Source organism: Pelodictyon luteolum, assembly GCF_001622165.1.
Classification (GTDB): domain Bacteria; phylum Bacteroidota; class Chlorobiia; order Chlorobiales; family Chlorobiaceae; genus Chlorobium; species Chlorobium luteolum_B.
Genome location: NZ_LVWG01000035.1, coordinates 1 through 22,166, shown reverse-complemented (window position 1 = coordinate 22,166; position 22,166 = coordinate 1). Strand labels below are relative to the sequence as shown.

Annotated in this window: 19 protein-coding genes; 10 read left to right on the top strand and 9 right to left on the bottom strand. The window is 58.4% G+C overall.

What is annotated here, in order from left to right; translation table 11 throughout:
* The first annotated feature begins 115 nt into the window (after positions 1-115).
* From A3K90_RS08865 to A3K90_RS08855, 3 genes are read left to right on the top strand one after another with little or no spacing between them, the layout of a single operon-like run.
* Positions 116-1,675 (top strand): Ppx/GppA phosphatase family protein, encoded by a 1,560-nt coding sequence (locus tag A3K90_RS08865; protein WP_303682253.1) that lies wholly within the window; start codon positions 116-118, stop codon positions 1,673-1,675.
* Position 1,676: 1 nt separating this feature from the next.
* Entirely contained in the window at positions 1,677-3,542 is a 1,866-nt protein-coding gene (gene pabB, locus A3K90_RS08860) for an aminodeoxychorismate synthase component I (protein WP_303682252.1), read from the top strand.
* A 60-nt stretch (positions 3,543-3,602) separates the two neighbouring features.
* Positions 3,603-4,055 (top strand): hypothetical protein, encoded by a 453-nt coding sequence (locus A3K90_RS08855; protein ID WP_303682251.1) that lies wholly within the window; start codon positions 3,603-3,605, stop codon positions 4,053-4,055.
* Positions 4,056-4,138: 83 nt separating this feature from the next.
* Here A3K90_RS08855 and nth read toward each other — a convergent pair whose 3' ends face one another.
* From nth to A3K90_RS08810, 9 genes are all read right to left on the bottom strand, one after another.
* Positions 4,139-4,777, bottom strand: coding sequence for an endonuclease III (nth, locus tag A3K90_RS08850; protein ID WP_303682250.1), 639 nt, complete (start codon positions 4,775-4,777; stop codon positions 4,139-4,141).
* Between the two features lie 12 nt (positions 4,778-4,789).
* Positions 4,790-5,497: a metallophosphoesterase family protein gene (locus tag A3K90_RS08845; RefSeq protein ID WP_303682249.1), complete on the bottom strand. Its 708-nt coding sequence runs from the start codon at positions 5,495-5,497 to the stop codon at positions 4,790-4,792.
* Between the two features lie 14 nt (positions 5,498-5,511).
* Positions 5,512-6,006, bottom strand: a complete 495-nt coding sequence (gene nusB, locus A3K90_RS08840) for a transcription antitermination factor NusB (protein ID WP_303682248.1) — start codon at positions 6,004-6,006, stop codon at positions 5,512-5,514.
* Positions 6,007-6,016: 10 nt separating this feature from the next.
* Positions 6,017-6,718 carry an HAD family hydrolase gene (locus tag A3K90_RS08835; protein WP_303682247.1) on the bottom strand — a complete coding sequence of 234 codons (702 nt, stop codon included), beginning with the start codon at positions 6,716-6,718 and terminating at the stop codon, positions 6,017-6,019.
* Between the two features lie 20 nt (positions 6,719-6,738).
* Positions 6,739-10,272 carry a chromosome segregation protein SMC gene (smc, locus tag A3K90_RS08830; protein WP_303682245.1) on the bottom strand — a complete coding sequence of 1,178 codons (3,534 nt, stop codon included), beginning with the start codon at positions 10,270-10,272 and terminating at the stop codon, positions 6,739-6,741.
* Between the two features lie 115 nt (positions 10,273-10,387).
* Complete coding sequence (gene folP / locus A3K90_RS08825) at positions 10,388-11,299, bottom strand: dihydropteroate synthase (protein ID WP_303682244.1); 912 nt, start codon at positions 11,297-11,299, stop codon at positions 10,388-10,390.
* Between the two features lie 13 nt (positions 11,300-11,312).
* A complete protein-coding gene (locus A3K90_RS08820; protein WP_303682243.1) occupies positions 11,313-12,263 on the bottom strand; it encodes a site-2 protease family protein in 951 nt (316 codons plus the stop codon).
* 15 nt (positions 12,264-12,278) lie between these two features.
* On the bottom strand, positions 12,279-12,731 hold the full coding sequence (locus A3K90_RS08815; RefSeq protein ID WP_303682242.1) for a heme-binding domain-containing protein: 453 nt from the start codon (positions 12,729-12,731) through the stop codon (positions 12,279-12,281).
* A gap of 43 nt (positions 12,732-12,774) precedes the next feature.
* Complete coding sequence (locus A3K90_RS08810) at positions 12,775-13,719, bottom strand: class I SAM-dependent methyltransferase (RefSeq protein WP_303682241.1); 945 nt, start codon at positions 13,717-13,719, stop codon at positions 12,775-12,777.
* Between the two features lie 230 nt (positions 13,720-13,949).
* Here A3K90_RS08810 and A3K90_RS08805 point away from each other — a divergent pair, with 230 nt between their 5' ends.
* The 7 genes from A3K90_RS08805 (at position 13,950) to A3K90_RS08775 (ending at position 22,146) form a co-directional block, all read left to right on the top strand.
* Positions 13,950-14,423 (top strand): Rrf2 family transcriptional regulator, encoded by a 474-nt coding sequence (locus A3K90_RS08805; RefSeq protein ID WP_303682239.1) that lies wholly within the window; start codon positions 13,950-13,952, stop codon positions 14,421-14,423.
* A 26-nt stretch (positions 14,424-14,449) separates the two neighbouring features.
* Positions 14,450-15,304 (top strand): ATP-binding protein, encoded by an 855-nt coding sequence (locus tag A3K90_RS08800; RefSeq protein ID WP_303682366.1) that lies wholly within the window; start codon positions 14,450-14,452, stop codon positions 15,302-15,304.
* A 19-nt stretch (positions 15,305-15,323) separates the two neighbouring features.
* Positions 15,324-15,740: a hypothetical protein gene (locus A3K90_RS08795; protein ID WP_303682238.1), complete on the top strand. Its 417-nt coding sequence runs from the start codon at positions 15,324-15,326 to the stop codon at positions 15,738-15,740.
* 20 nt (positions 15,741-15,760) lie between these two features.
* A complete protein-coding gene (gene hcp / locus A3K90_RS08790) occupies positions 15,761-17,389 on the top strand; it encodes a hydroxylamine reductase (protein ID WP_303682237.1) in 1,629 nt (542 codons plus the stop codon).
* A gap of 219 nt (positions 17,390-17,608) precedes the next feature.
* The gene (locus A3K90_RS08785; RefSeq protein ID WP_303682236.1) at positions 17,609-19,447 is read left to right on the top strand and encodes a radical SAM protein; all 1,839 of its coding nucleotides are present in this window, start codon (positions 17,609-17,611) and stop codon (positions 19,445-19,447) included.
* 117 nt (positions 19,448-19,564) lie between these two features.
* Complete coding sequence (recQ, locus tag A3K90_RS08780; RefSeq protein WP_303682235.1) at positions 19,565-21,412, top strand: DNA helicase RecQ; 1,848 nt, start codon at positions 19,565-19,567, stop codon at positions 21,410-21,412.
* The gene (locus tag A3K90_RS08775) at positions 21,406-22,146 is read left to right on the top strand and encodes a YdcF family protein (protein ID WP_303682234.1); all 741 of its coding nucleotides are present in this window, start codon (positions 21,406-21,408) and stop codon (positions 22,144-22,146) included. Before recQ ends, A3K90_RS08775 begins: the two co-directional genes overlap by 7 nt.
* Positions 22,147-22,166: the final 20 nt, after the last annotated feature.

Sequence of the window (22,166 nt, the reverse complement as noted above, 5' to 3'; positions counted from 1 at the left end):
CATCGAAATTTCCAACTCTCCCGCCCGTCTTTTTTGTTAAAATTCAGTACCTTGCAGGCATGCCTTCCCCGAGGGCAAAAGCACGCTTCACTGAATCCCTATCCTTAGTACCAGTATGCCGGACGACGCCATGAGGGTTGCTGCCATCGACCTGGGTACGAACTCTTTCCACATGGTCATTGTCGAGGACAGTCCCGGAAAGGGGATTGTTGAAATCGACCGGGTGAAGGACATGATCTGCATAGGCCGTGGAAGCATTTCAACGAAAATGCTTGATGAGGGTTCCATGCGTGATGGCATCGCCGCACTGAAGAATTTCCTTGTCCTTGCCGCCCAGCAGGGCGTGGAGCGTGAAAACATCCTTGCCTTTGCCACAAGCGCCATACGCGAGGCCAAAAACCAGCAGGATTTCCTCCAGCGGGTCCGCGACGAAACAGGTCTTAAAGTAAAGGTTATCTCCGGCCTTGAAGAGGCTGAATTCATCTACTACGGGGTGCGTAACGCCGTCGCACTGCGCGACCGCTACGATCTTCTGTTCGACATCGGAGGCGGATCGGTCGAGTTCATCATCGCCAACAAACAGGGTGTACGGCTGCTTGAGAGCCGCAAGATAGGCGTAGCCCGAATGCTCGAACGCTTCATCGGCCACGACCCCGTCACTGCACGTGAAATCAAGCTGCTTGAACAGTTTTTTGGAGCAGAGATGGTCTCTGCGCTTGAGGCTGCCGAGGCTATCGGGGTCGATCGTGCCATCGCATCTTCGGGTACAGCAGAGAACATCGCCCGCATGATCCAGTCCATGAACGGCGTTGATGGCGAGGGGTCGCTCAACAGCAGTTCCTTCACCCGTGCCGAGTTCGAATCGCTTTACCGGGCGGTGATCCCGCTTGGCTCCGTTGAGCGGCGGAAGATGACAGGTCTTGACGAGAAGCGTGTGGACCTCATCGTCCCCGGGCTCATTCTCGTCAACATGATTTTCCGGCTCTTCAACCTGCAGGAAATCGTGGTATCGGACTCCTCGCTCCGCGAAGGGATGGTGCTGCACTATCTGCAGCAGTGTCCGCTTTCCAGTCCCCGCCGCTGCCCTGACCCCGAGCTTGATATCCGCATGGAAAGCGCCAGAGAACTCGGATTCCGATGTGGCTGGAACCAGGCGCATTCGGAGCAGGTCGCCCGCATCAGCCTGCAGATGTTCGACGGTCTCGCCTCGCTCCATGGACTCGACGGCCATTACCGCGAGCTGCTCGAATATGCAGCACTCCTGCACAACATCGGGACCTTCATTTCCATTTCCTCACACCACAAGCATTCGCAGTACATCATACTCAACGGTGAACTCCGCGGATTCTCTCCTTCCGAAACCGCCGTCATTGCAAACGTCGCCCGTTACCACCGCAAATCTCCTCCTTCGGACAAGCACCCCGGATATGCCTCCCTCAAGGCAAAACACCGCGCTGCGGTGGACGTTTTGTCTGGGATCCTCCGGATTGCCAACGGCCTTGAACGGGGGCACCGGCGGAACGTCGAATCGCTTGAGGCCATTGATGAAGGCTCCCGCCTGGTGCTGCGCCTTACAACGCGGTTCGATCCCGATATTGAAATATGGGCAGCCGATCAGCTGAAGTCCTGGCTGGAAACGGTGCTTCTGCGGCCCATCCAGATCGAGCGGGTCTGAAATGGCCGGTAGCGGCTGGCAGGAGGGTTCGATCTGGCTTGAATCGGCATTCTGTCAGGATGAGGGATGCCTTGCCATCTGCTTCAGGGATCCGGTGGCGGAGGTCGTACTCCTTCAACCAGACGGGCTCCATCGTTTTTTTGCCGAACTGGAGGAGTGGCTAGGGCGAGGATACTATCTTGCCGGGTGGCTGGACTACGAGGCGGGGCTGGGGTTTGAACCGGACTGCTTCCATGATGCCGCCGGACGCAACGACGGGAAGCCTATCGGCTGGTTCGGGGTGTATGGCCCGCCGGAACGATTCACGCCTGAAGAGGCAGAGGCTCTGATGGCGTCCCATGATCCCCTCCATCCTTCGGCTTCTTTCGATCATCCATGTGTCCCGGACCCTACGCCCTACGATCTCTCCTTCAGCTTCAGGGACAGGGCGTATCAGGAAAAAATCGAGGCCATCCGCCGGGAAATCGCCGCCGGCAACGTCTATCAGGTCAACTTCACCGGCCGCTACCGGTTCCGCACCGACCTTTCAGACGCTGCCCTATACAGCCGGCTACGTATGCGGCAGCCTTCATCCTACAGCGCATGCATCAATGCCGCCGGCCGGAGCATCCTTTCCTTTTCCCCGGAACTGTTTTTCCGCACGAGAGGCTCTGTAATCGACACAATGCCGATGAAGGGGACTGCACCCCGAGGCGATTCACCCCGTGAGGACCGCTCACTCTGCAGCGCTCTTGCCGCTTCAGGTAAGGACCGGGCCGAGAATCTCATGATCGTAGATCTCCTTCGAAACGATCTTGGCAGGATCTGCCGGCCGGGCTCGGTCGAGGTTCATGAACTTTTTGCAACGCAAACCTGGCCGACCCTGCACCAGATGGTTTCCCGCATCGGCGGAAAGCTGAGCCCCGGGACCGGTCTTTATGACATCTTCCGTGCACTCTATCCCTGCGGATCCGTCACCGGAGCACCGAAGGTGAGTGCGATGCAGCTGATCGGGCAGCTTGAGGAATCGCCGAGGGGTGCCTATACCGGCACGATCGGCTGGATCTCACCCGAGCGCAAGATGGTGTTCAGCGTCGCCATAAGGACTGCGGAACTTAGTGACGGCGCCGGTGTATACGGTTCTGGCGGAGGGATTGTCTGGGACTCGAAGCCGCTCGGGGAGCTGGAGGAGTGCCGCCTGAAGGCTGCCCTTATCGGGGCTTCCCCCATTGCATCGATCGGGCTTTTCGAGAGCATCCTCTGGAATGGGCAGTATGTCTGGCTGAACGAGCATTTCCGGCGTCTTGGCGATTCTGCCGTCGTTTTCGGGATTCCCTTCAGCGAGGACGATGCACAAAAAGAGTTGCGGCGGCTTGAGCGGGAGCTGCTTCTTACGGGACCCCGCTTCAAGGTCCGCCTCGACCTTTCACCGACGGGAGGGATTTCCGCAGCTGCCGTGCCGGTCTCACCGCATGAGGGGGCACTGCCGCTACGGCTTGCTCTTGCTGAAGAGCGGGTTGACTCCATGAACCCGGTTCTTCGCCACAAAACCACCCTCCGGGAGTTCTATGACCGTCGGTACCGGCTTGCCATTGAGGAGGGGTTCGACGAAGTGCTGTTCCTCAACGAGCGCGGGGAAGTGGCCGAGGGGGCAGTGAGCACGGTGTTCATAAGGAAAGGGGCACACCTCTTTACTCCTCCTCTCAGTGCAGGTATTCTCGACGGAGTTTTCCGCGCCTACATGCTGCGCACCCGCCCCGACCTCCGGGAACGGAGCCTGACCCTCCGGGACCTCATGGAGGCTGACGCCATCTGGGTGGCCAATGCAGTTCGCGGCATGCGCCGCGGGCTCTTTCGGGATCCGCAGGTTGGGACAGGTCCGAAATAGGTGTATATTTCAAAGAGTATCGCCTTCTTCCGCCGAACCGCAAAACCTCTTTCTTCCGCCATGCAAGACCATACGCCGAACTTCGCCATGCACGAACTCAGCGCCCTGAACCGTGAACTCATCGCAGGGACCATCCATCAGCTTGTAGACCGGTTCGTTGCCGACAGGACGCTCGACAGTGAGTCACTTCTTGAGTTCTGGGTTGAACTGCCCGGCATGAAGCGCTCCCGCGGCACTTTCCGCGGCGGGTTCCTGATGCCCGACAGCTTCGTGTACCTTACCGACTATTTCCAGTCCGGTCCCGATGGCATTCAGCCCTGCGGCGCATACAGCGGAGGGGACCTTAAACAGGCATGGGCGGACCTGCTCGATGAGTTCATCTACCAGGTTGAAATCTTCACCTCTCCCATTCCGTCCACCAAAGGGGTCACCCTCGAGCTCTGGGCCGGCAACCGCAAGCGCCCTGAAGGCGAGTGGCTCTATGCTGTGGACAAAAAAATAGAGCTCCTGTAAGACTCATTTTTCGAAAGCAGGGGCAGGATGGATGCATATGCGCATGGTTTCCCCTAAGGGGTGTGAACCATGCGCTTTTCTTTTTACTGCTTTTCCGGGTAGGCGCAGATGTCACGGACCGGACAGCCGGTGCAGGCCGGCTTTTTGGCCTTGCAGGTGTAGCGGCCGTGCAGGAGCAGGTAGTGGTGGAAGTCGACAATCCACTCCTCGGGGATGATTTTCATCAGGGCGGCTTCGGTCTCTTCTACATTTTCAGTGCGGCAGAGGCCGATGCGGTTCGATACGCGGTGGACATGGGTGTCGACAGGCATGACCGGCTGGTGGAAGGCTGCGGCCAGTACCACATTTGCGGTCTTGCGCCCGACGCCCGGCAACCGTTCCAGTTCCTCTCGTGTTTCGGGCACCCTCCCGTTGTACTCTTTATCGAGTATCCTGCTTGCGGCCAGGATGTTTTTGGCCTTGTTGTTGAAATAGTTGATGGTGCGGACATACCCGGTCACGGTTTCCAGCTCGAGGCCCGACATGCTTTCAGCATCGGGGGCCGCCTTGAAAAGTTCCTTGGTGATGATGTTGACCTGCCGGTCGGTCGACTGGGCAGCCAGGATTGTGGCGATGAGGAGCTGGAACGGGGAGCTGAACACCAGTTCGCTTTTCGGGTCGGGGTATCGGGCTCCGAGCACTTCACGGAGGAACTCGATTTTCTGTTTCGCTGTCAGGCTCATGAAGCTGGAGGGTTACGGGTATGGCTCAATGTTTTTCTGCTGGACGATGCGCCGTTCCGGGAGGATGACGGCGCTGAGGGTTCCGAGATGCGGCCGCTCGCGATGCACGCAGCCGGTGTCGATGGCGATAAGCCGCTCAAGCATGACGGGGACTGATACCGGCGTATGGCCGCAGATGAGGGTTTTTTCCCAAAGGTACTGGTTCCGTTCCAGGTATTCCCGCCGCATGTGCGCGCGTTGCCAGCTGAAATCTTCCGGAGACTGGAGGCGAATGCCGTTTTCTATGCTGATATCGGGGTCAAGACCGCCGTGGGCGAAAAACCAGTGCTCGGTCTCCATATAGGGCTTGCACTTCCTGAAGAGATCCAGATGGGGTTTTGGCAGCTCCGTCGGAGGGATGCCTCCATAGGAATCGATGGTTTCCATGCCGCCGTTCCTGATCCATGCATCTGGCCTGCCTGTATCAAGGGCCTCAAGCAGCATGAGCTCATGGTTGCCTGCTATGAAGTGGCAGCTGAACGTGTCCTGCAGCTCGAGGATGTGCTCGACAGTCTCCCTTGATGAGGGACCGCGGTCGATGATATCGCCAAGGAACACCAGCTGGTCTTCAGGCCGGAGACCGATTGAATAAAGAAGCCCTTTCAACGTCTGAATGCAACCGTGTATGTCGCCAATGGCGATGATCCGGTGGTCTTCGGTGAGATGGCTGCCGATGGGCATGGGCTCTTCCGGGCTTATTTTTCCGGTTCGGTTTTCTGAACCTTTGCCGGAGAGTGATTGATCAGGCCCCGGCCGTTCTTCTTGATCTTTCCCTCTGTTTTCAGTTCGTTGAAGATTGCGTCGAGGATTCCGTTCACGAACTTGCTGCTCTTGTCGGTACTGTTGAATTTCTTGGCTATCTCAATGGCTTCGTTGATGGAGACCTTCGGTGGAATGTCTTCACAGTAGAGGAGCTCGGCAAGTGCCATGCGAAGGATGTTTTTATCGATGATGGCGATGCGGCTCATGTCCCAGTTGAATGTATGCGCCGCGATGTATCGGTCGATCTCCTCACGATTGTCCTTGATGCTCTTGAGCAGAAGGTTGAAGAACTTCATGGCGTTGGGGTCCCCCAGTATCTCAGGGGTCAGGAGCCATCCCGCTGCAGATTCGATGTCCGTTTCACGGAGTTCCAGAGTATAGAGCGCCTGCAGGATCTTTTCACGGATCTGTCTACGGTACGTCTTCATAAAAGAGCAGTTAAATGGTTGGTGATCGAAGTATCTCCCGTATAACAACATCCGGCTGGTTTAAGTTTTCCAGAAGGACGTCCGGATGGTGTCCCCTGAGCCGGTCGAGGGAGTAAGTGCCGGTTGCCACGGCAACGCTGCGGGCGTTGTGGGCTCTGGCGCAGTTGATATCATGTTCAGTGTCGCCGATGACGACGACGTCCTGCCCCGTGAAGCGCTTTCCGGTGATGCGCCAGGCTTTCTCAACCGCTACGGCGGGCAGGTCGTTGCGGTGGCGGGCGTCATCGGCAAAAGCACCGAAGGGGAAGAAATGGTTGATGCCGGGAATCTGGAGCTTGTGGCGGCCGGAGGCTTCGAAGTTGCCGGTAAGGAGTCCTACGATGATGCCGGAATGCGTCTGCAGCCTTTCAAGAAGGGTGCGGATGCCGAGCGTGAGGGTGATGTCTTCCTTGGTGGCGCGTTTTCTGAACAGGTCGATGTAGGTCTGTTTGGCACGTTCGAACTTCGCCTCGATCTCGGTTCGGGTTAGTCCCGTGTCTTCGAGGACCTCATGGATGATGATGTTGTCCATCCTGCCGGCGAAGCTGTGTGTGGCGGCGGTTCCTTCGGTTCCATAGACTTCCAGAAGTGCATCCTGGATGACCCGGCGGTTGACGGGGCCGACATTGAGCAGCGTTCCGTCTATGTCAAACAACACAAGTTTTCTGGGCATGTATGCGCTTCGGCACCCTTTCAGTGCCTGATTTTTTCGAGTCGGACCGGTATCAGTTTCGATACGCCTTCCTCCTCCATTGTGACGCCATAGAGCGCCTGGCATGATGCCATGGTGTTCTTGTTGTGCGTAACAATAATAAATTGGGTGTTATTCTCAAATTTTTTCAGGAGCTTCGTGAACCTTCCGACGTTTCCATCGTCGAGAGGTGCATCGACTTCGTCAAGGATACAGAACGGGCTCGGCTTGACAAGGTAGATGGAGAAGAGGAGCGATAAGGCTGTCAGCGCCTTCTCTCCTCCGCTCAGCTGCTCGATGGAGAGTGGTTTCTTGCCCTTCGGCTTGGCGACGATTTCAATGTGAGCTTCAAGCGGGTCTTCACCAGTGTGGATGATGAGGTCGGCTTCGTCCTGTGGATCGAAGAGTTCCTGGAAGATGGCGGTGAAGTTTTTTCGGACTGCACGGAAGGTCTCATTGAACTTCAGGAGTGCGGTGCGGTTGATCTCCTCAATGGTTTCTCGCAGCTGGGTTTCAGCCGTGCTGAGGTCATTTTTCTGTTCAGTGAGAAACAGGAACCGCTCTTTTTCCGTGTCGTACTCCTCCAGTGCCAGTTCGTTGACAGCCCCGAACTGCTCCCGCTGTTTTTCAAGCTCTTCAAGCCTCCTCTCCGCTGCTTCAGGATCTTCGGTGCCCTCCATCGGGGGACTGTCCATGGTGGCAAGGTCGCAGCCGTACTTCAGGCGCACTTCAGTATAAAGGTGGTCGAGGGCACGGTTGATTGCGGCCCGCTCCTCCTGAAGGGCTCCCTGCAGCTGCCGTCCGACCTCGAGCTTGCGGTTCATTTCCCGCAGCTCCGTGCGTGCATCCAGATGGCGGACCTGTTCCTGGCGATAGGCCGACTCGCGTTCATTGAGGGTTTTCTGCTCCGTTGCGGCGCGGAGCATGAGGGTTTCAAGATCTTTCTGCAGTTCCTGGAGGATTCCGCCGCCCCCCTTTAGGGCCTCGCGGGCTACCTGCTCCTCTTCCTCGAGCCGTGCAGTTTCCTTCTTGAGGACGGTGCGGTTTTTGCGGCATCCTTCAATGTTTATCCGGAGCTTTTCAAGTTCCAGAAGGGCATCGCGCCAGCTGCTCTGGCTGGCCTGTACTTCGCGGCCCATCTCATGGTGCCGTTCCTCGAGCCGGGTAAGTTCAGCCTGCATGGCCTGTATGGTTTCCCGGATGCGCAGGGTGCCGGATTCCCCTTGTTCGAGCGCGGGAATGAGTTCCTTCAGTGATCGGTCGGTCTGGGCTTCGGCCTCCTCTGTTGAGCGGGCTTCAGTGTCCGCTCCGGCGAGTTCCTGCCTGAGGGAGTTTCCTTCGGCTTCATGGCGGGCGATCTGGCGCTCAATGGCGGACGCTGAGGATTCAAGTTGCGAGATGCTGCGGCGTAAGTCATCGCCCTGCAGCTCATGCAGTTGTCTTTCGAGCTCCCGTTTCCGTTCCTCCTCTTTGCCGATAGACTGCTGCAGGATGGCGAGCTCTTTCTGGAGGCGGTCCCGTTCTGTTTTCTTGCCGAGCCGCAACCCTTCGCTCGCTTTGGGGCTGCCGCCGAGAAGGGTTCCCCGGGCGGAAAACTTTTCGCCTTCGCGGGTGACGAGGGTTATGTCGGGGTGTTTGAATGCGAGGGCCTCTGCTTCGTCGAGGGTGTCGACGACGTAGCAGTCGGAGAGCATGGCTGTAAGTGCCGGCTGCAGCTCCTCGGGAGCACTGAGGAGGTCGAGGGCTGGGCGTGCTCCTTCGATGTTCCGAGGCCTTGGTGGTGAGGCTTTGAACATGTCGAGCACGAGGAAGTGCACCTTGCCCCTTCCTGCCCGGCGGAGCGCAGCGGCTCCATTGCGGGCTTCGTCCAGCGTGCGGGAGACATAGTAGTTCATGCCTTCGCCAAGGGCGGCGTTCATCGCCCTGCGGTGTTCCTCTTCAAGCGAGATGAGGTCCGTCATGCACCCCATTCCGGGTCTGCCCTCTTTCTGCTTTTCCAGAAATCCGATCCCCTCCGGCATGCCCTCAAAGCTGTCGAGTACCGAGTTGGCCAGAAGAATACTGTTTTGCAGCCTGCCCTCGGCTGAGCGCAGCGAAAGGATCTCGTCCTTGAGGGACTCAAGTGCAGTGCGGCTTTTCTCCCGTTGCTCCCGTTGTGCGGCCTCCTCCTTTTTTGCCTGTTCGAGCCGCTCTTTCGTGGTGCCGAGTTCCTCCTGGAGTTTCAGGCCGAGTGGGCGGGCGGCTTCGAGTTTTTCCTCTGCTGTCCGCTTTCTTGCCGCCAGGCGCCCAAGCGTGCTCTGGAGGTGTTCCTTTCTGGCTTCAAGCGACTGGCGCAGCATGGCGAGGCGGTTGGCCTCTTTCTGCTGTTCTGCGCTTGCTGAACGTTCAAGGGCGAGGCTGTCGCGCTGCATGCGGAGCGTGGCGTTCAGCTGGTCGTGCTCCCGGGCAAGGGCGTTATAGCGCTCTTCGAGTTCGCTGCATTTCTGTTCGGTTCCGGGCCTCCGGGCTTCGAGCTCTTCGGAGAGGGCGTCTTCAGCGTTAATCTGCCGGGCCTTTTCGGCGGTGAGGGTGGTGACGCGCTGGATGTCGGCGGTGAGCTTTTTCTCCTGTTCGGTCTGCTGGAGGATGCGCTTTTCAAGTTCGTGCACCGCTTCGTTGCATGCGTTCAGTCTCTTCTGGTTGTCCGAAAGCTCCTCTTCTTCCTGAAGCTGCCGAACTTCCGCCTCCTGAATGGCGCTGTCTTCGCGGGCCATTCTGGCAGCCAGTTCATGGTTCTGCATCTCTTCCTGACGTATCCTGCTCTCCAGGGGGGCTACTTTTTCCTGCAGTTCACCCATTTTCCGCCATGAGAGCCCGAGATCGAGTCCGCGCAGCTCATTTCTCAGCGCTTTGAGTTTCTCTGCCTTGCGGACCTGGATTTTCAGGCTGCGGACTTTCTTTTCGACTTCTGAGAGAAGATCATCGACGCGGGAGAGGTCGCGCGACGCGCTTTCAAGCTGGCGGAAGGTCTGTTTGCGGCGCTGTTTGTAGCGGGTTATGCCCGCAGCTTCTTCGAAGAGCTTCATGCGCTCTTCGCTTTTGTTGCTGATGATCTCTTCAATCATCTTGAGCTCAATCACCGAGTAGGCATCGCTTCCCATGCCGGTGTCGGTGAAAAGGTCGAGGATGTCTTTCAGGCGGCAGGGGACCTGGTTGAGAAGGAAGTCGCTTTCACCGTTGCGGTAGATCCTGCGGGTGACGGTGACCTCGGTATACTCCGTCGGGAGCACGTTCCGGGTGTTTTCTATGGTAAGGGAAACCTCGGTGAAACTGAGGGGCTTGAGGTTTCTTGAGCCGTTGAAGATGATGTTTTCCATCTTCGCCGAGCGAAGGAGAGATGATTTCTGCTCTCCGAGTACCCATCGGATGGCATCGACCACGTTCGTCTTGCCGCATCCGTTCGGACCGACGATGGCCGTCAGTCCCTTGTCAAAGCTTATCCTGACGCGGTGCGCGAAGCTTTTAAATCCGAAAATCTCAATTTTGGAGAGGTACATCCTGACGGTGCTTTTTTCAGTCGGGGGCAGCCATGGGGCCGTGTTCCAGATTTCTCTGCAATTCCTTGTAAGGTAAGAAAAAAAACAGTAGGCAAGGTGGTCTCCGCGCCTCCGCCTACTTCCTCATGCCCATCGTTGCCTGTACTACCCTGATGCAGGTTTTTGCAGCCTCAGCATCGTGGGTCCGGATGATGTCTGCACCGTTCAGGATGGCGAGGGTTTCGGCGGCAAGGGTTGCACTGAACCTTTCTGCTGTGGGCCTTACCAGCTCCCCCTCGGGCGCAGCAATATGAGCGAGGAAGGATTTCCTTGAGAGCCCCACGAGAACCGGTCTCTTTGTCGATCGGAACTCCCCGAGCCGCCTGAGGAGCCTGAAGTTTTCTTCCACGCTTTTGCCGAACCCGAACCCGGGGTCGATGATGATGTCCTGTACCCCCGCCGATTCGGCGCGCCGTACGGCTTCTTCGAGATGGTGCATGATGGTGGCTGTGATGTCATCACTGCTGTCCGGTATGCGTGTGCTCCACTGCATGTCCGCAGGTCTTGCCGGCGTGTGCATGAGGACCGCTGCCGCGTCGAAGCGCCGGCATATGGAGGGCATTGCGCTGTCGAAGGAGAACCCGGAGATGTCGTTGACGATATCGGCTCCGGCCAGCAATGCAGCCTCGGCCACCGCCGCTTTGTATGTGTCTATGGAGATAAGGGCATCACTCTCGCTGCGGAGGAGTTCGATGAGTGGTGCGGTGCGCTGGATCTCTTCATCAGTACCGATTACCCTGGCACCGGGCCGGGAGGATTCGCCGCCGATGTCGATGATGTCCGCTCCCTGCCGGAGCATCATGCGGGAGCGTTCGAGGGCAAGGCCGAGGTCGAGCTTTCCGTTGGGACCGGTGAGTGTTCCCCCGTCGTGGAATGAGTCTGGTGTTGTGTTGAGGATGCCCATGACTTTCGGTCCATCGGAAAAATCGAGCTTCCTCGTTCGGCAGTTGAGCGGCGGGGTGGTGCCGGTTGGGAGGTAAGGGGTCATGGTGTCTGCTCTGTCAGGCTATGGTGAACGGGACGGGTGTGAACGAAAGCAGGAAGAGGAGGATGGTCAGCCAACCAAGTGCATTCCGGCCGGTGTCGAGGGGGTGGTCGTACAGGGTTGGGGGATGGGCTGTTCCTATGACCTTCCAGAGTATGGCGGCCCAGAGCATCCAGCCCGGCCAGGACCATGCGATGAGGGCTTGCGGCAGCATGGCCGGAAGCAGCATGTCGATCGAGGAGGGCAGGCCGAAGAGTATGATTGTGCCGAGGGTTACCCGTGCCCCGAGTTTGTGGCCGCTACGGCCGAACATGGCATAGGTGACATGGCCTCCGTCGAGCTGGCCTGCCGGCAGGAGGTTCAGTGCGGTCACGAAGGTCCCGATCCATCCGGTGAAGAGCAGCGGGTACTGGGGGATGTCACTCATCCGCAGGCAGTGTCCCGGTGCGATGGCTTGCTCCATCAGGATCCAGATTAGGTTTTTTCCGAAAACGAGGGTGCCCTCCCCGTCGGTTACAGGGACTGGTGCCATCATTAGGGGTTCCGGCGGGAGGCTCCCGAACCCCCATGCCAGAAGTGCAAGAGAGACTGCAAATCCTGAGAGCGGACCGGCCGCACCGATGTCGAACAGCGCACGGGTACCGGGCATCCTGTCCCGGATCTTTATGACGGCACCCATGGTTCCGAGGCTGAGGAGGAACGGCAGGGGCGGTACCGGGATATAGAAGGGCAGTGATGCCTGCACCCCGTGGCGCATTGAGGCGAAGTAGTGTCCGAACTCATGGACGCTGAGGAATAGGATGAGGCCGAAGGCGTATGGGGCGCCGATTGCGAGCGAACTGGCCAGCGTTCCCATGTTCTCGTAATGCACAACACCCCCCTGCCAGGTGACCCCGGCCCAGAGGGTGGTGAGAAGGGTAAGGAGGAAGAGCCCGATGTGGAGCAGGATGCTGCCGGTCCGCTTCATTGCCCGCCCTCTCTCTTAGTGACCGCTTTTTTCATCGCCTCCTTTGGTACCGAAGGTTGCCTCAAGGCCTCTCGTGAGGGATACTTTCTCTTCCGGGCTGAGCTTTGCCTCCGGATGTGCCGGCATGTAGAACCATGGAGGCATTTTGCCTTCGCGGACCTCTTCAGCGGCTTCCTCGCCTTCGTTCCGACCTTGCCTGCCCCATTCCGAGACGTTGAACTTCTCCCGTCCTATTGAGACATCAAGCGACGCGAGCCAGGAGAAGGGCGCGACATTGCTGTACCATGGCCAGACGGTTTCATTGGAGTGGCAGTCGCGGCATCCACGGAAAAAAAGCTCGCGCGTTTCAGGGCTGTCCCATGCAGGTTCCCCCGTGACCGGTGGGTTCAGGTGGTCTCTGCCGAAGGGTACGAACTGGATGAGGATGAGAACGGCCGCTGAGATGGCAACGATCTTCAAGGGTTTCATTGGTGGGTACTCCTCTTCAGCTTGGGTTTAATATTCTTCTGATTTATGCATATGGCAGGCTTGCTTCGCTGGCCCGGATTCCGTCGAAGCGGACGAGGACCAACGTGAGCGGCCAGCGTGTGAGGACAAGGTGGTTTCTTTCTGTGGTGGCGATTTCGCTGATGGCGTCGAGCTCCGGTTCCGTATAGAATTTTCTTGCCGAGGTGAGACCGTCGAGGGCGAATTCCCATATGCCCTGCATAGCGGCGACAAGCGGCACTCCGGCGGAAAGGAGGAGACTGCGGTAACCGTCCAGCCCGATGAATGCGGAGGATCCCGCCTCCTTTGCACCACGGATCATGAGTGCAAGCTGTCCCGGACTGAAATGGTGGAGGCTCTGGGAGATGACGACGAGGTCGGCCGATCCCCGTTCGAGTTTGTCCATCCTGCATGCGTCAAGCGTGTGGAACTCTGCCGGAAGTCCTTCCTGACTTGCCTCTTCTTGGGCTGCCTTGGTGTAGGTGTCGACAATGTCCGTGCCGGTCACCCGGCACGGCAGCCTGCCGTTTCTTGCTGCACGGCCGAGTGCGAGTGAGAGACTGCCAGCACCGCCGGCCAGTTCAAGCACCCGTGTATCGCGGCCGTTTCGTTCGGCCAGTTCGGTGATGATGGGGGAAAGGAGATCGACAAACCGTTCTGTGAGCTGGAGCATCCCGCTCTGACGGCCGAGTGCCCGGCTCATCCGGAGTTTCTGGTCGAGCGGAAGTGATGGGTCATCCATCAGTTCTCCGGCATCGGTTCTATGCACGCTCTGGATGATTTCGGCAATCAGGTAGATCCCGCCGAGTTTCCATGCGGCTTCACTCTGGATGCGGCGCATGTCGGCAATGAAACGATCAGTCGCCGTCTCAAGCTGGACCGGGTTTCCGGAACAGGACTGGAATCGGCCTTCCCGGCGCAGCGTTTCGATTGCCTCGTAGGCGGCGGTTTTCTGTTGCAGCATGTCCATGGCTCCCTTGAGGGCGGTTCACAGGGTTGCCATAGGGCGTTCACTCCGACAACCTTACGGCTCAATATACATACCTACTCGCTATTTCGCGAACAACCGGGCAAACGGCAGGAGGGCAGACCCGGGAAAGTTTTTTTAAAAAAAATCATCACCTGTGAAATTATTTGGGGATGGAATCGATTACTCTTATCCTAACTGATACTGATTTAGTATCAATTAAATCCCGAACAATGAAAGTACTGAACAAAAATACCGATTACGCCGTCCGTGCGCTGCTCTCTCTGGCCGGGTCGCAGGGCGTCTATATGTCGGCAAAGACCATCGCGACAGAACAGGATATTCCCTACCAGTTCCTGCGTCGCCTCCTGCAGGAGCTGATCCGCCATCGACTGGTGGTGTCGCGAGAGGGCGCTTCGGGCGGATTCATGCTTAAGCGTGATCCGGACGGCATCGGTCTGCGCGAGCTGATTGAGATCTTTCAGGGTCCGGTGCAGGTGTCGGAGTGTCTGTTCCGCAAGAAACTCTGCCTGAACCGTGCGCGGTGCGTGCTTCGCCACCAGATTCTGCGTATCGAGCAGGTGGTGCGGGATGAATTCGAAAAAATAACGATCGGCAGCCTGCTCCGCGATCTTGCGGATGCAGGACGGGAGCATGGCACCTTCCCGTTGAACCATTCAGCGCCGGCGGAGTGTTCACACCATTGATAAAGGAAAAAGGAAAAGGGATGCATATGCAGCGACAGGTGATACAGATTGATGAACAGCTCTGCACGGGATGTGCCTTGTGCATTCCCGGATGTCCGGAAGGTGCGCTCCAGGTGAAGGAGGGCAAGGCGCGACTCGTCAGCGATCTTTTCTGCGACGGACTCGGAGCCTGCGTGGGGCAGTGCCCGAGCGGAGCCATGCGGATCGAGACCCGCGAAGCCGGGCCGTACGATGAACGGAGGGTACTGGCAGAGAGCATCGTGGCGAAGGGACAGACGGTGCTTGCCGCACACCTCCGCCATCTGAAGGAGCACGGAGCGGTTGACTATCTCCGCGAAGCGCTTGCCTACATAGAGGAACACGGCATCGATAACCCGCCTTATGCCGTCGCTCATGCGGGTGGCGGACACGGTGAAGGCGGCGGGTGCCCAGGGAGCAGGATGATGGATTTCGGCTCGGCCGGAGCCAAAGCCCCTGTATCGGGGGAGGCCCCTGAAAGCGCGCTCCGTCAGTGGCCGGTGCAACTGCACCTCGTATCTCCCGAGGCGCCCTATTACAGGGGATCTGACCTGCTGCTTGCTGCCGACTGCACGGCATTCGCGATGGGTGATTTCCATACCCGACACCTTCCGGGCAAGAGTCTGGCAATCGCCTGTCCCAAACTAGACTCGGGTATGGATGTCTATGTACAGAAACTGATCGCCATGATTGATCTGGGCGCCATCAACACCATCACGGTACTCTTGATGGAAGTGCCCTGCTGCACAGGACTCATGGGCGCAGTGCAGGAGGCCTGCAGCCGCGCTTTGCGCCGGGTGCCGGTGAAGAAAGTTGTGGTATCGGTGCAGGGAGATGTGCTTGGCGAGGAGCGGGTAGGGTGAACAGGATGAAGGAGGGATTATGCTGAAGGATGCGTTGGGTGCATATCGGGGAACGGCGGAGGAGATCAGCAGGACGATCATGGAGCGGCCGGGCGACCCGATGGCCTGGTTTGACCGCGGCAATGCCCGAAGCTGTTCCTCTGACTGGGAGGGTGCAGCCCTCGACTACACCATGGCGCTGAAAACAGGCCTCAGGTTCCGTGAAAGCATCATCGCCCTCGGAAACCGGGGCGTTGCCAGAGCGAAACTCGGTGACCTTGAGGGAGCGATCGGTGATTTCAGCGCCATCGTGGAGATGCGTCCGAATAACAGGCGGCTGCTTCGGGCGGCGCTGAGGAGCCGGGCGGAGATGAAAGAGAAAAAAGGCGACAGGGAGGGGGCAACGGCCGACAGGGCACTGGCCGACCTGCTTCCGGCCGAACAGACCACAACATAAACACAAAGGAGAAGACAGTCATGGGAATGTATTGCAACCAATGTCAGGAGAGCATCCATGGTACAGGATGCACCGCAAGGGGCGTCTGCGGCAAGGACGAGATGACGGCAAAGCTGCAGGATGTGCTTGTGTACGCCAGCGTGGGCCTTGCCATTGCGGCGGGCCGTCAGTCGGGAGGCGTTATGCGGGAAGCGGGCCGCCGGATCAGCGAGTCGCTGTTCGTAACCGTCACCAACACTAATTTTGACGATGTTGCCATTGTGGAGGAGATCAACAGGACCCTCGCCATGCGTGACCGGCTGAACGCCCTGCTGCCGTCGGTTCCGGAGCATGACGCGGCCCGATGGACAGGCAGCACCCGGGATGAGTTCCTGCAGAAGGCGATTACTGCGGGCGTGGAGTCGTATGACCAGAATGAGGATCTGCGCTCACTGAAATCCCTCGTTCTCTACGGCCTCAAGGGTCTTGCCGCCTATACCGACCACGCTTCGGTGCTGGGGTTCGAGGACGATGAGATCTACGCATTTTATGCCAAAGGCCTCGAGGCGTTGGTTCAGGATCTTTCTATTGACGAACTGACCGCCCTTGTCATGCAGACCGGTGCTACGGCGGTGAAGGCGATGGCACTTCTTGATCGGGCCAATACCACGACCTACGGTAACCCTGAGATCACCAAAGTCAACATCGGTGTCGGCACGAATCCCGGCATCCTGATTTCTGGTCACGACCTCCGTGACATGGAGGATCTTCTCAAGCAGACCGAGGGAACCGGGGTGGACGTGTACACCCACTGCGAGATGCTGCCGGCGCACTACTATCCCGCATTCCGGAAGTACCCGCATTTTGTCGGCAACTACGGCGGGTCATGGTGGAAGCAGGACCGTGAGTTCGAGTCGTTCAACGGACCGATCCTCATGACGACGAACTGCATCGTACCAGTCCGGGAGTCCTACCGCAAGCGGATGTTCACCACCGGCATGGCCGGATACCCAGGGCTTGAATATATTCCGGCACGCCCCGAGGGAGGCAGCAAGGACTTTTCGGCACTGGTTGAGCTTGCAAAGACCTGCCAGCCGCCGGTAGAAATCGAGACCGGGGAAATCACGGGCGGCTTCGCCCACAACCAGGTGCTCGCCCTTGCCGACAAGGTTGTCGATGCTGTCAAGACGGGTGCCATCAAGCGTTTCGTGGTGATGGCCGGATGCGATGGACGGCATGCATCCCGGAAGTACTACACCGGTGTTGCCGAAGCGCTGCCGTCGGATACGGTAATCCTTACGGCCGGATGCGCCAAGTACCGCTACAACAAGCTGCAGCTCGGTGACATCGGCGGCATCCCGAGGGTGCTTGACGCCGGCCAGTGCAACGACTCCTATTCGCTGGCAGTCATCGCCCTGAAACTCAAAGAGGTGTTCGGGCTTGAGGACATCAACGACCTGCCGATCTCTTTCGATATCGCCTGGTATGAGCAGAAAGCCGTCACCGTGCTCCTTGCGCTTCTCTATCTCGGAGTGAAAGGAATCCGCCTCGGACCGACACTCCCGGAGTTCCTGACCCCGAACGTCGCTGCCGTTCTGGTCGAGAAGTTCGCTATCAAACCGATCGGCACCGTAGGGGCTGATGTCGAAGCCATGATGGCCGGCGCCTGAGCGGCTGTGCCTCGTTCTTTTCCGCAGTATTATCTGGGCCGCCCGGAGTATTTCCAGGGCGGCTTTTTTTATCTGCGCCGAGTTTACGTACATTACCCTACACACATCTATCGTTCAGCCGCTCCCAGGCATCCCCACAGTGCCGTGTTTCAGATGGGCGGGCAAGTGAAGAGGCAGTCTTCCTTGCAGGTTTTTCAGGATTATAAGCCGTGAGGCTTTATGTCATATTTCAGGAACCTGTGCCTCATCGAGGCTCCTCAGGCGGTCATTACTCCGTTTCCGCGCTACATTTCCGACTGCATCGGCGTCTGCTACCTTGCCGCAGCGGTGGAAGGGGTGGTGGAGAGCATCGTCATGCCGGAACACTATTATGATGAAAGGGTATTCGAGAGCCTTCGTGCCCTGCTCAAGAAAAGCCCCTGCGATCTCGTTGCCATTTCTTCTATGACCGGTGCCTGGAGCCAGGCGCTTCGCCTCGCACGCATTGCCCGTGAAGCGGGGGCGTTCGTGGTTGTCGGCGGTTTTCACCCGACAGCCCTTGTCACTGAGGTGCTCCGGGAGCCCGACATTGATGCGGTGGTGAAGGGGGAGGGGGAGGAAACGTTTCGGGAGCTGGTGCTTCATGGACCTTCATGCAGGGTGGCCGGACTGGCGTTCAAGGATGGAGGTACCGTTGTCGAAAACGTCCCGCGGCAGGTCATCCGGGATATCGATTCCATTGCTTTTCCTCTCCGGAGCCTTCGTCCAAGGCGCTACGGGGAGAATGGTGAGGGTTATTCCATTGACACCATCTATACGTCGCGCGGATGTCCGTGGTCCTGTTCGTTCTGCGCCAACGGCCAGATGCACGGGAAGTGGCGGGCCCGCTCAGCAGAGAACGTGGTGGAGGAGATCGCACTCCTCCATGACCCGAAGATGAAGAAACTGCTGAAGATCTGGGATGCCAATTTCCTGACCAGCATCAAGCGGGTCGAACGGATCTGCGATCTCATGATCGAGCGCGGGCTGACGAACTTCAGGATCATGACTGAAACGCGTGCGGCCGATCTGGTGCGATCGGAACGGATTCTGCCGAAACTGAAGGCGGTGGGGCTCGATAAAGTAGGCATCGGTATCGAGAGCCCGAACCCCGAGACCCTCCGGCTGCTCAACAAGCAGAATACGGCGGATGACGTCGAAAAAGCTATCGCTCTTTGTCGGAAACATGGTATCGGCACCGAGGGGTACTTCATCCTCGGCAGCCTGAACGAAACGGCCAGTGAGAGCCGGACCTATCCCGCCTATGCCCGCTCGATCGGCCTCCAGCAGGCGCTTTTCATGGTGATGACGCCCTATCCCGGGACAGATGTCTACGGTGCATATCTGCGCGAAAACCGGATCCACTCCCATGACTGGGACCTCTACAACAATTTCAGCCCGGTGGTCTCTGCGGGGGGTATGGAACGGCAGGAGCTGGTGGAGCTTCTGGCCTATTGCGACCTTGCCTTCAACAGCTTCATGCCGCTCCTTAAGAGAAAGGATCTCATCAGCCTCATTATCAGCTGCATGTCGGAGCTGCTGCATGTCTGTTTGCTCCTGCGGGTCAATAAAAGTCTCTCCCCGGCTGATGTTGAAGATGCCGTCTCGGCGGCACTGCTTGAGTTTGCATCCCGTGAGGGAGGCTCCATCAGCCGTGAATGGCTGACCGGCTCCGACGCAAAGCCTCTAAAGCCTCTCGGGTTCCGTCTGCTGCTCTCTGGCGGGAGGGCGATTGATTTCAGGCTTGAAGAGTGCGACGGCCGCCGGTGGCTTTTCATGACTCCATCGGTTGCTGATGGCTCCCGCGGCGCTTCCGGCCTTCGGCTCGACGGGCTCGTGCGTTTCGTTTTTTCGCTTTCAATGGACCGCCTGATGGCGGTGCTCTATCAGGGTGAATGGATGCGCAACAACCACGGTCATGGGGCAGCGGTTGCACGGAGGTTCCTGCCTTTCTTTGCAGATCCTGTTCTTCTTGCTTCCGCTTCGCGACTCCTTTGTCTGCTTCCCGGTGCGCTCCGCAGGCCTGCTGAAAAGAGGTGAGGAGGTTTCTCTCTCTCCTTTGCATTCCGGCGTGAACTGCGTATATAAAGGGTCAGCTGGGCCTGCAGGTTTTGTCGACCGGTTCCGGCGCAAACAAATTTTTCAGGTTTGAATGCCATGAGGGTCCAGATTTCTGATGAAGCGGTGCATGAGGCCCTGCAGCGGGTGTTCGGGTTCCAGGCGTTCCGGCCGAACCAGCGGGAGGTTGTACGGGCGATCCTCGAGGGCCGGGATGTCTTTGCGGTGATGCCGACGGGCGGAGGAAAGTCCCTCTGCTACCAGCTTCCGGCCGTACTGCTTCCCGGTACCTGCATTGTTGTCAGTCCGCTTATCGCCCTTATGAAAGACCAGGTTGACGGCGCACGTGCCAACGGCATCAGTGCGGCCTTCCTCAACAGTTCACAGCCACCCGAAGAGCGGCAGATGGTGCTGAAAGAGTTGCTGTCGGGGGGGCTCGACCTGCTCTATGTCGCACCCGAGCGGTTTGCCGTCGACTCCTTCCGGGAAATGCTCCGGGGCATCCGCATCAGCATGGCGGTGATCGACGAGGCACACTGCATATCCGAGTGGGGTCACGATTTCCGGCCCGACTACCTCTCCCTCTCCGTACTGGTGGAACTTGCCGGTATGGCCCCCGTGGCGGCCTTCACGGCAACGGCTACCGAGCGGGTGCAGGCTGACACCCTCCTGCGTCTCGCCCTGCGTGAGCCATTTCTCGTCAGGGCCTCATTTGACCGCCCGAACCTTTCCTATGAGGTCCTCTTCAAGGACAGTGCCGAGCGCCAGATTCTCTCCATGCTCCGCCGGTTCAGCCGGAAGGCGGGCATCATATACCGCGCCAGCCGCAAAAGCGTCAACGACACCGCAGCCATGCTGAAGGAGAAGGGGGTCCGTGCGCTTCCCTACCATGCAGGGCTCGACGACCAGGAGCGGGAGCGGAACCAGAATGCCTTTATCCGCGACGAGGTGGATGTGATCGTAGCCACCGTTGCCTTTGGCATGGGGATCGATAAGTCGAACATCCGGTTCGTCATTCATGCCGACCTTCCGAGGAGCATCGAAAACTACTATCAGGAGACCGGACGCGCCGGACGCGATGGCGAGCCGGCACACTGCACCCTGCTTTACAGTCAGGGAGATATCGCCAAGGTCCGTTTTTTCATCGACGCCATGGCGGACGGGGAGGAGCGTGCCCGTGCGCTTTCTGCTCTCTCGAAAGTCTCGGCATTCGCCGCTTCAGCCGTCTGCCGGCGCAGAGCGCTTCTTGAGCATTTCGGCGAGGCATATTTGAAAGATAACTGCGGTTCCTGCGATGTCTGCACCGGGAAGTTCGACACCATCGACTGCAGCGTTGAGTCGCAGATTCTGCTTTCTGCAATGGTACGCACCGATGAGCGTTTCGGCGCCGGCCATGTCATCGACATTGTCACCGGCAGCTCGAATAAAAAGCTAAAAGAGCTCGGCCACGATCGCATCAAGACGTTCGGAGCGGGAAAAGCACATGACAAAAAGTTCTGGCGGAGGCTTGTCGACGAGTTGCTGATGCGCGGGGTAATCACAAAAACAGAGGGGCTCTATCCTGTGATCATGCTGACCGAAAAGGCGGTTCCTGTGCTGAGAGGAGAGGCCCGCATTGAGCTGCTTCTGCGGGCGGACACTCCAAAGGTCGCACGGAAAAAGGCGGAGCCGGACCCGGGCGGATACGACAGCGGACTTTTCGAGCAGCTCAGGGCGCTGCGCAAAGAGATTGCCGATGAACAGGGTGTTCCTCCCTATGTGGTGTTTTCCGACCGATCGCTTCGGGAAATGTCGTCACTGCTGCCGCAAAGCGGTGAGGAGATGCTTGCGGTCTCAGGGGTGGGAGAGGCCAAGCTTCAGCGGTACGGCAGCCAGTTCCTGCAGCTCATCGGTCGCTGGCGGAGAGAACATCCGGCCGCAGCCGGTAGGCAGGTTGTCTCATGCTGATGCTGCACAAGATCCTGCCGTTTCTCTTGCTGCCTCCGGGACTCTCCGTTGTGCTTGTTTCTCTCGGCCTGCTATTTCGTCGCCGCATGCTGGCATGGGCAGGCGTGGCGCTGCTCTGGGCTGCATCTATGCCAGTCGTGGGTAATTCGCTGATGGGGATCCTGGAAGGCACCCCGTCAAGAGTGCCGGCTTCTTCGGTGGCGCATGCCGATGCCATCGTGGTGCTTGGCGGCATGACGTTGCAGATTCCCGGGGCTCCCCTTGGCGAGTGGGGAGAAGCTGCCGACCGATTCGAGGCGGGCATTGATCTCTACAGAGAAGGAAAGGCTCCGCTTCTGGTCTTTACCGGCGGCCGTCTTCCCTGGCGGGAGAATTTCGTTCCCGAGGGTGAGCTTCTTGCCCGGCGTGCCCTCCAAATGGACATTCCCCGCGCTTCGGTCCTGGTCACGGGCATTGCCGGCAATACTTCGGATGAAGCCGGTGCTGCAGCTGAACTGCTTGGCCCGTCAAAAAAGATCATCCTCGTCACCAGTGCGTTCCACATGCCACGTTCGATTCTGCTGTTCCGTCGTGCGGGGTTCAGCGTTGTGCCCTGCCGGGTGGATTACAGGGTCCAGCCTGCTGAACGGATGACTGTTCTTTCATTCATGCCGGACCCTGAAGCGCTCCAGCAGTCGTTCATAGCATTGCGGGAGATTATGGGAATTGTGTGGTACCGGGCGCTTTCCTTGTGATAACTTGACTATTTTCGCGA

Excerpts from the sequence above, each read along its gene's own strand:
- A3K90_RS08815 (WP_303682242.1), bottom strand. The coding sequence starts at position 12,731 with ATGAAACCCTTGAAGATCGTTGCCATCTCAGCGGCCGTTCTCATCCTC.
- A3K90_RS08820 (WP_303682243.1), bottom strand. The coding sequence starts at position 12,263 with ATGAAGCGGACCGGCAGCATCCTGCTCCACATCGGGCTCTTCCTCCTT.
- A3K90_RS08785 (WP_303682236.1), top strand. The coding sequence starts at position 17,609 with ATGTCATATTTCAGGAACCTGTGCCTCATCGAGGCTCCTCAGGCGGTC.
- smc (WP_303682245.1), bottom strand. The coding sequence starts at position 10,272 with ATGTACCTCTCCAAAATTGAGATTTTCGGATTTAAAAGCTTCGCGCAC.
- hcp (WP_303682237.1), top strand. The coding sequence starts at position 15,761 with ATGGGAATGTATTGCAACCAATGTCAGGAGAGCATCCATGGTACAGGA.
- recQ (WP_303682235.1), top strand. The coding sequence starts at position 19,565 with ATGAGGGTCCAGATTTCTGATGAAGCGGTGCATGAGGCCCTGCAGCGG.
- A3K90_RS08810 (WP_303682241.1), bottom strand. The coding sequence starts at position 13,719 with ATGGACATGCTGCAACAGAAAACCGCCGCCTACGAGGCAATCGAAACG.
- A3K90_RS08795 (WP_303682238.1), top strand. The coding sequence starts at position 15,324 with ATGCTGAAGGATGCGTTGGGTGCATATCGGGGAACGGCGGAGGAGATC.
- A3K90_RS08855 (WP_303682251.1), top strand. The coding sequence starts at position 3,603 with ATGCAAGACCATACGCCGAACTTCGCCATGCACGAACTCAGCGCCCTG.
- folP (WP_303682244.1), bottom strand. The coding sequence starts at position 11,299 with ATGACCCCTTACCTCCCAACCGGCACCACCCCGCCGCTCAACTGCCGA.
- A3K90_RS08865 (WP_303682253.1), top strand. The coding sequence starts at position 116 with ATGCCGGACGACGCCATGAGGGTTGCTGCCATCGACCTGGGTACGAAC.
- nth (WP_303682250.1), bottom strand. The coding sequence starts at position 4,777 with ATGAGCCTGACAGCGAAACAGAAAATCGAGTTCCTCCGTGAAGTGCTC.
- A3K90_RS08835 (WP_303682247.1), bottom strand. The coding sequence starts at position 6,718 with ATGCCCAGAAAACTTGTGTTGTTTGACATAGACGGAACGCTGCTCAAT.
- nusB (WP_303682248.1), bottom strand. The coding sequence starts at position 6,006 with ATGAAGACGTACCGTAGACAGATCCGTGAAAAGATCCTGCAGGCGCTC.
- A3K90_RS08800 (WP_303682366.1), top strand. The coding sequence starts at position 14,450 with ATGCAGCGACAGGTGATACAGATTGATGAACAGCTCTGCACGGGATGT.
- pabB (WP_303682252.1), top strand. The coding sequence starts at position 1,677 with ATGGCCGGTAGCGGCTGGCAGGAGGGTTCGATCTGGCTTGAATCGGCA.
- A3K90_RS08845 (WP_303682249.1), bottom strand. The coding sequence starts at position 5,497 with ATGCCCATCGGCAGCCATCTCACCGAAGACCACCGGATCATCGCCATT.
- A3K90_RS08775 (WP_303682234.1), top strand. The coding sequence starts at position 21,406 with ATGCTGATGCTGCACAAGATCCTGCCGTTTCTCTTGCTGCCTCCGGGA.
- A3K90_RS08805 (WP_303682239.1), top strand. The coding sequence starts at position 13,950 with ATGAAAGTACTGAACAAAAATACCGATTACGCCGTCCGTGCGCTGCTC.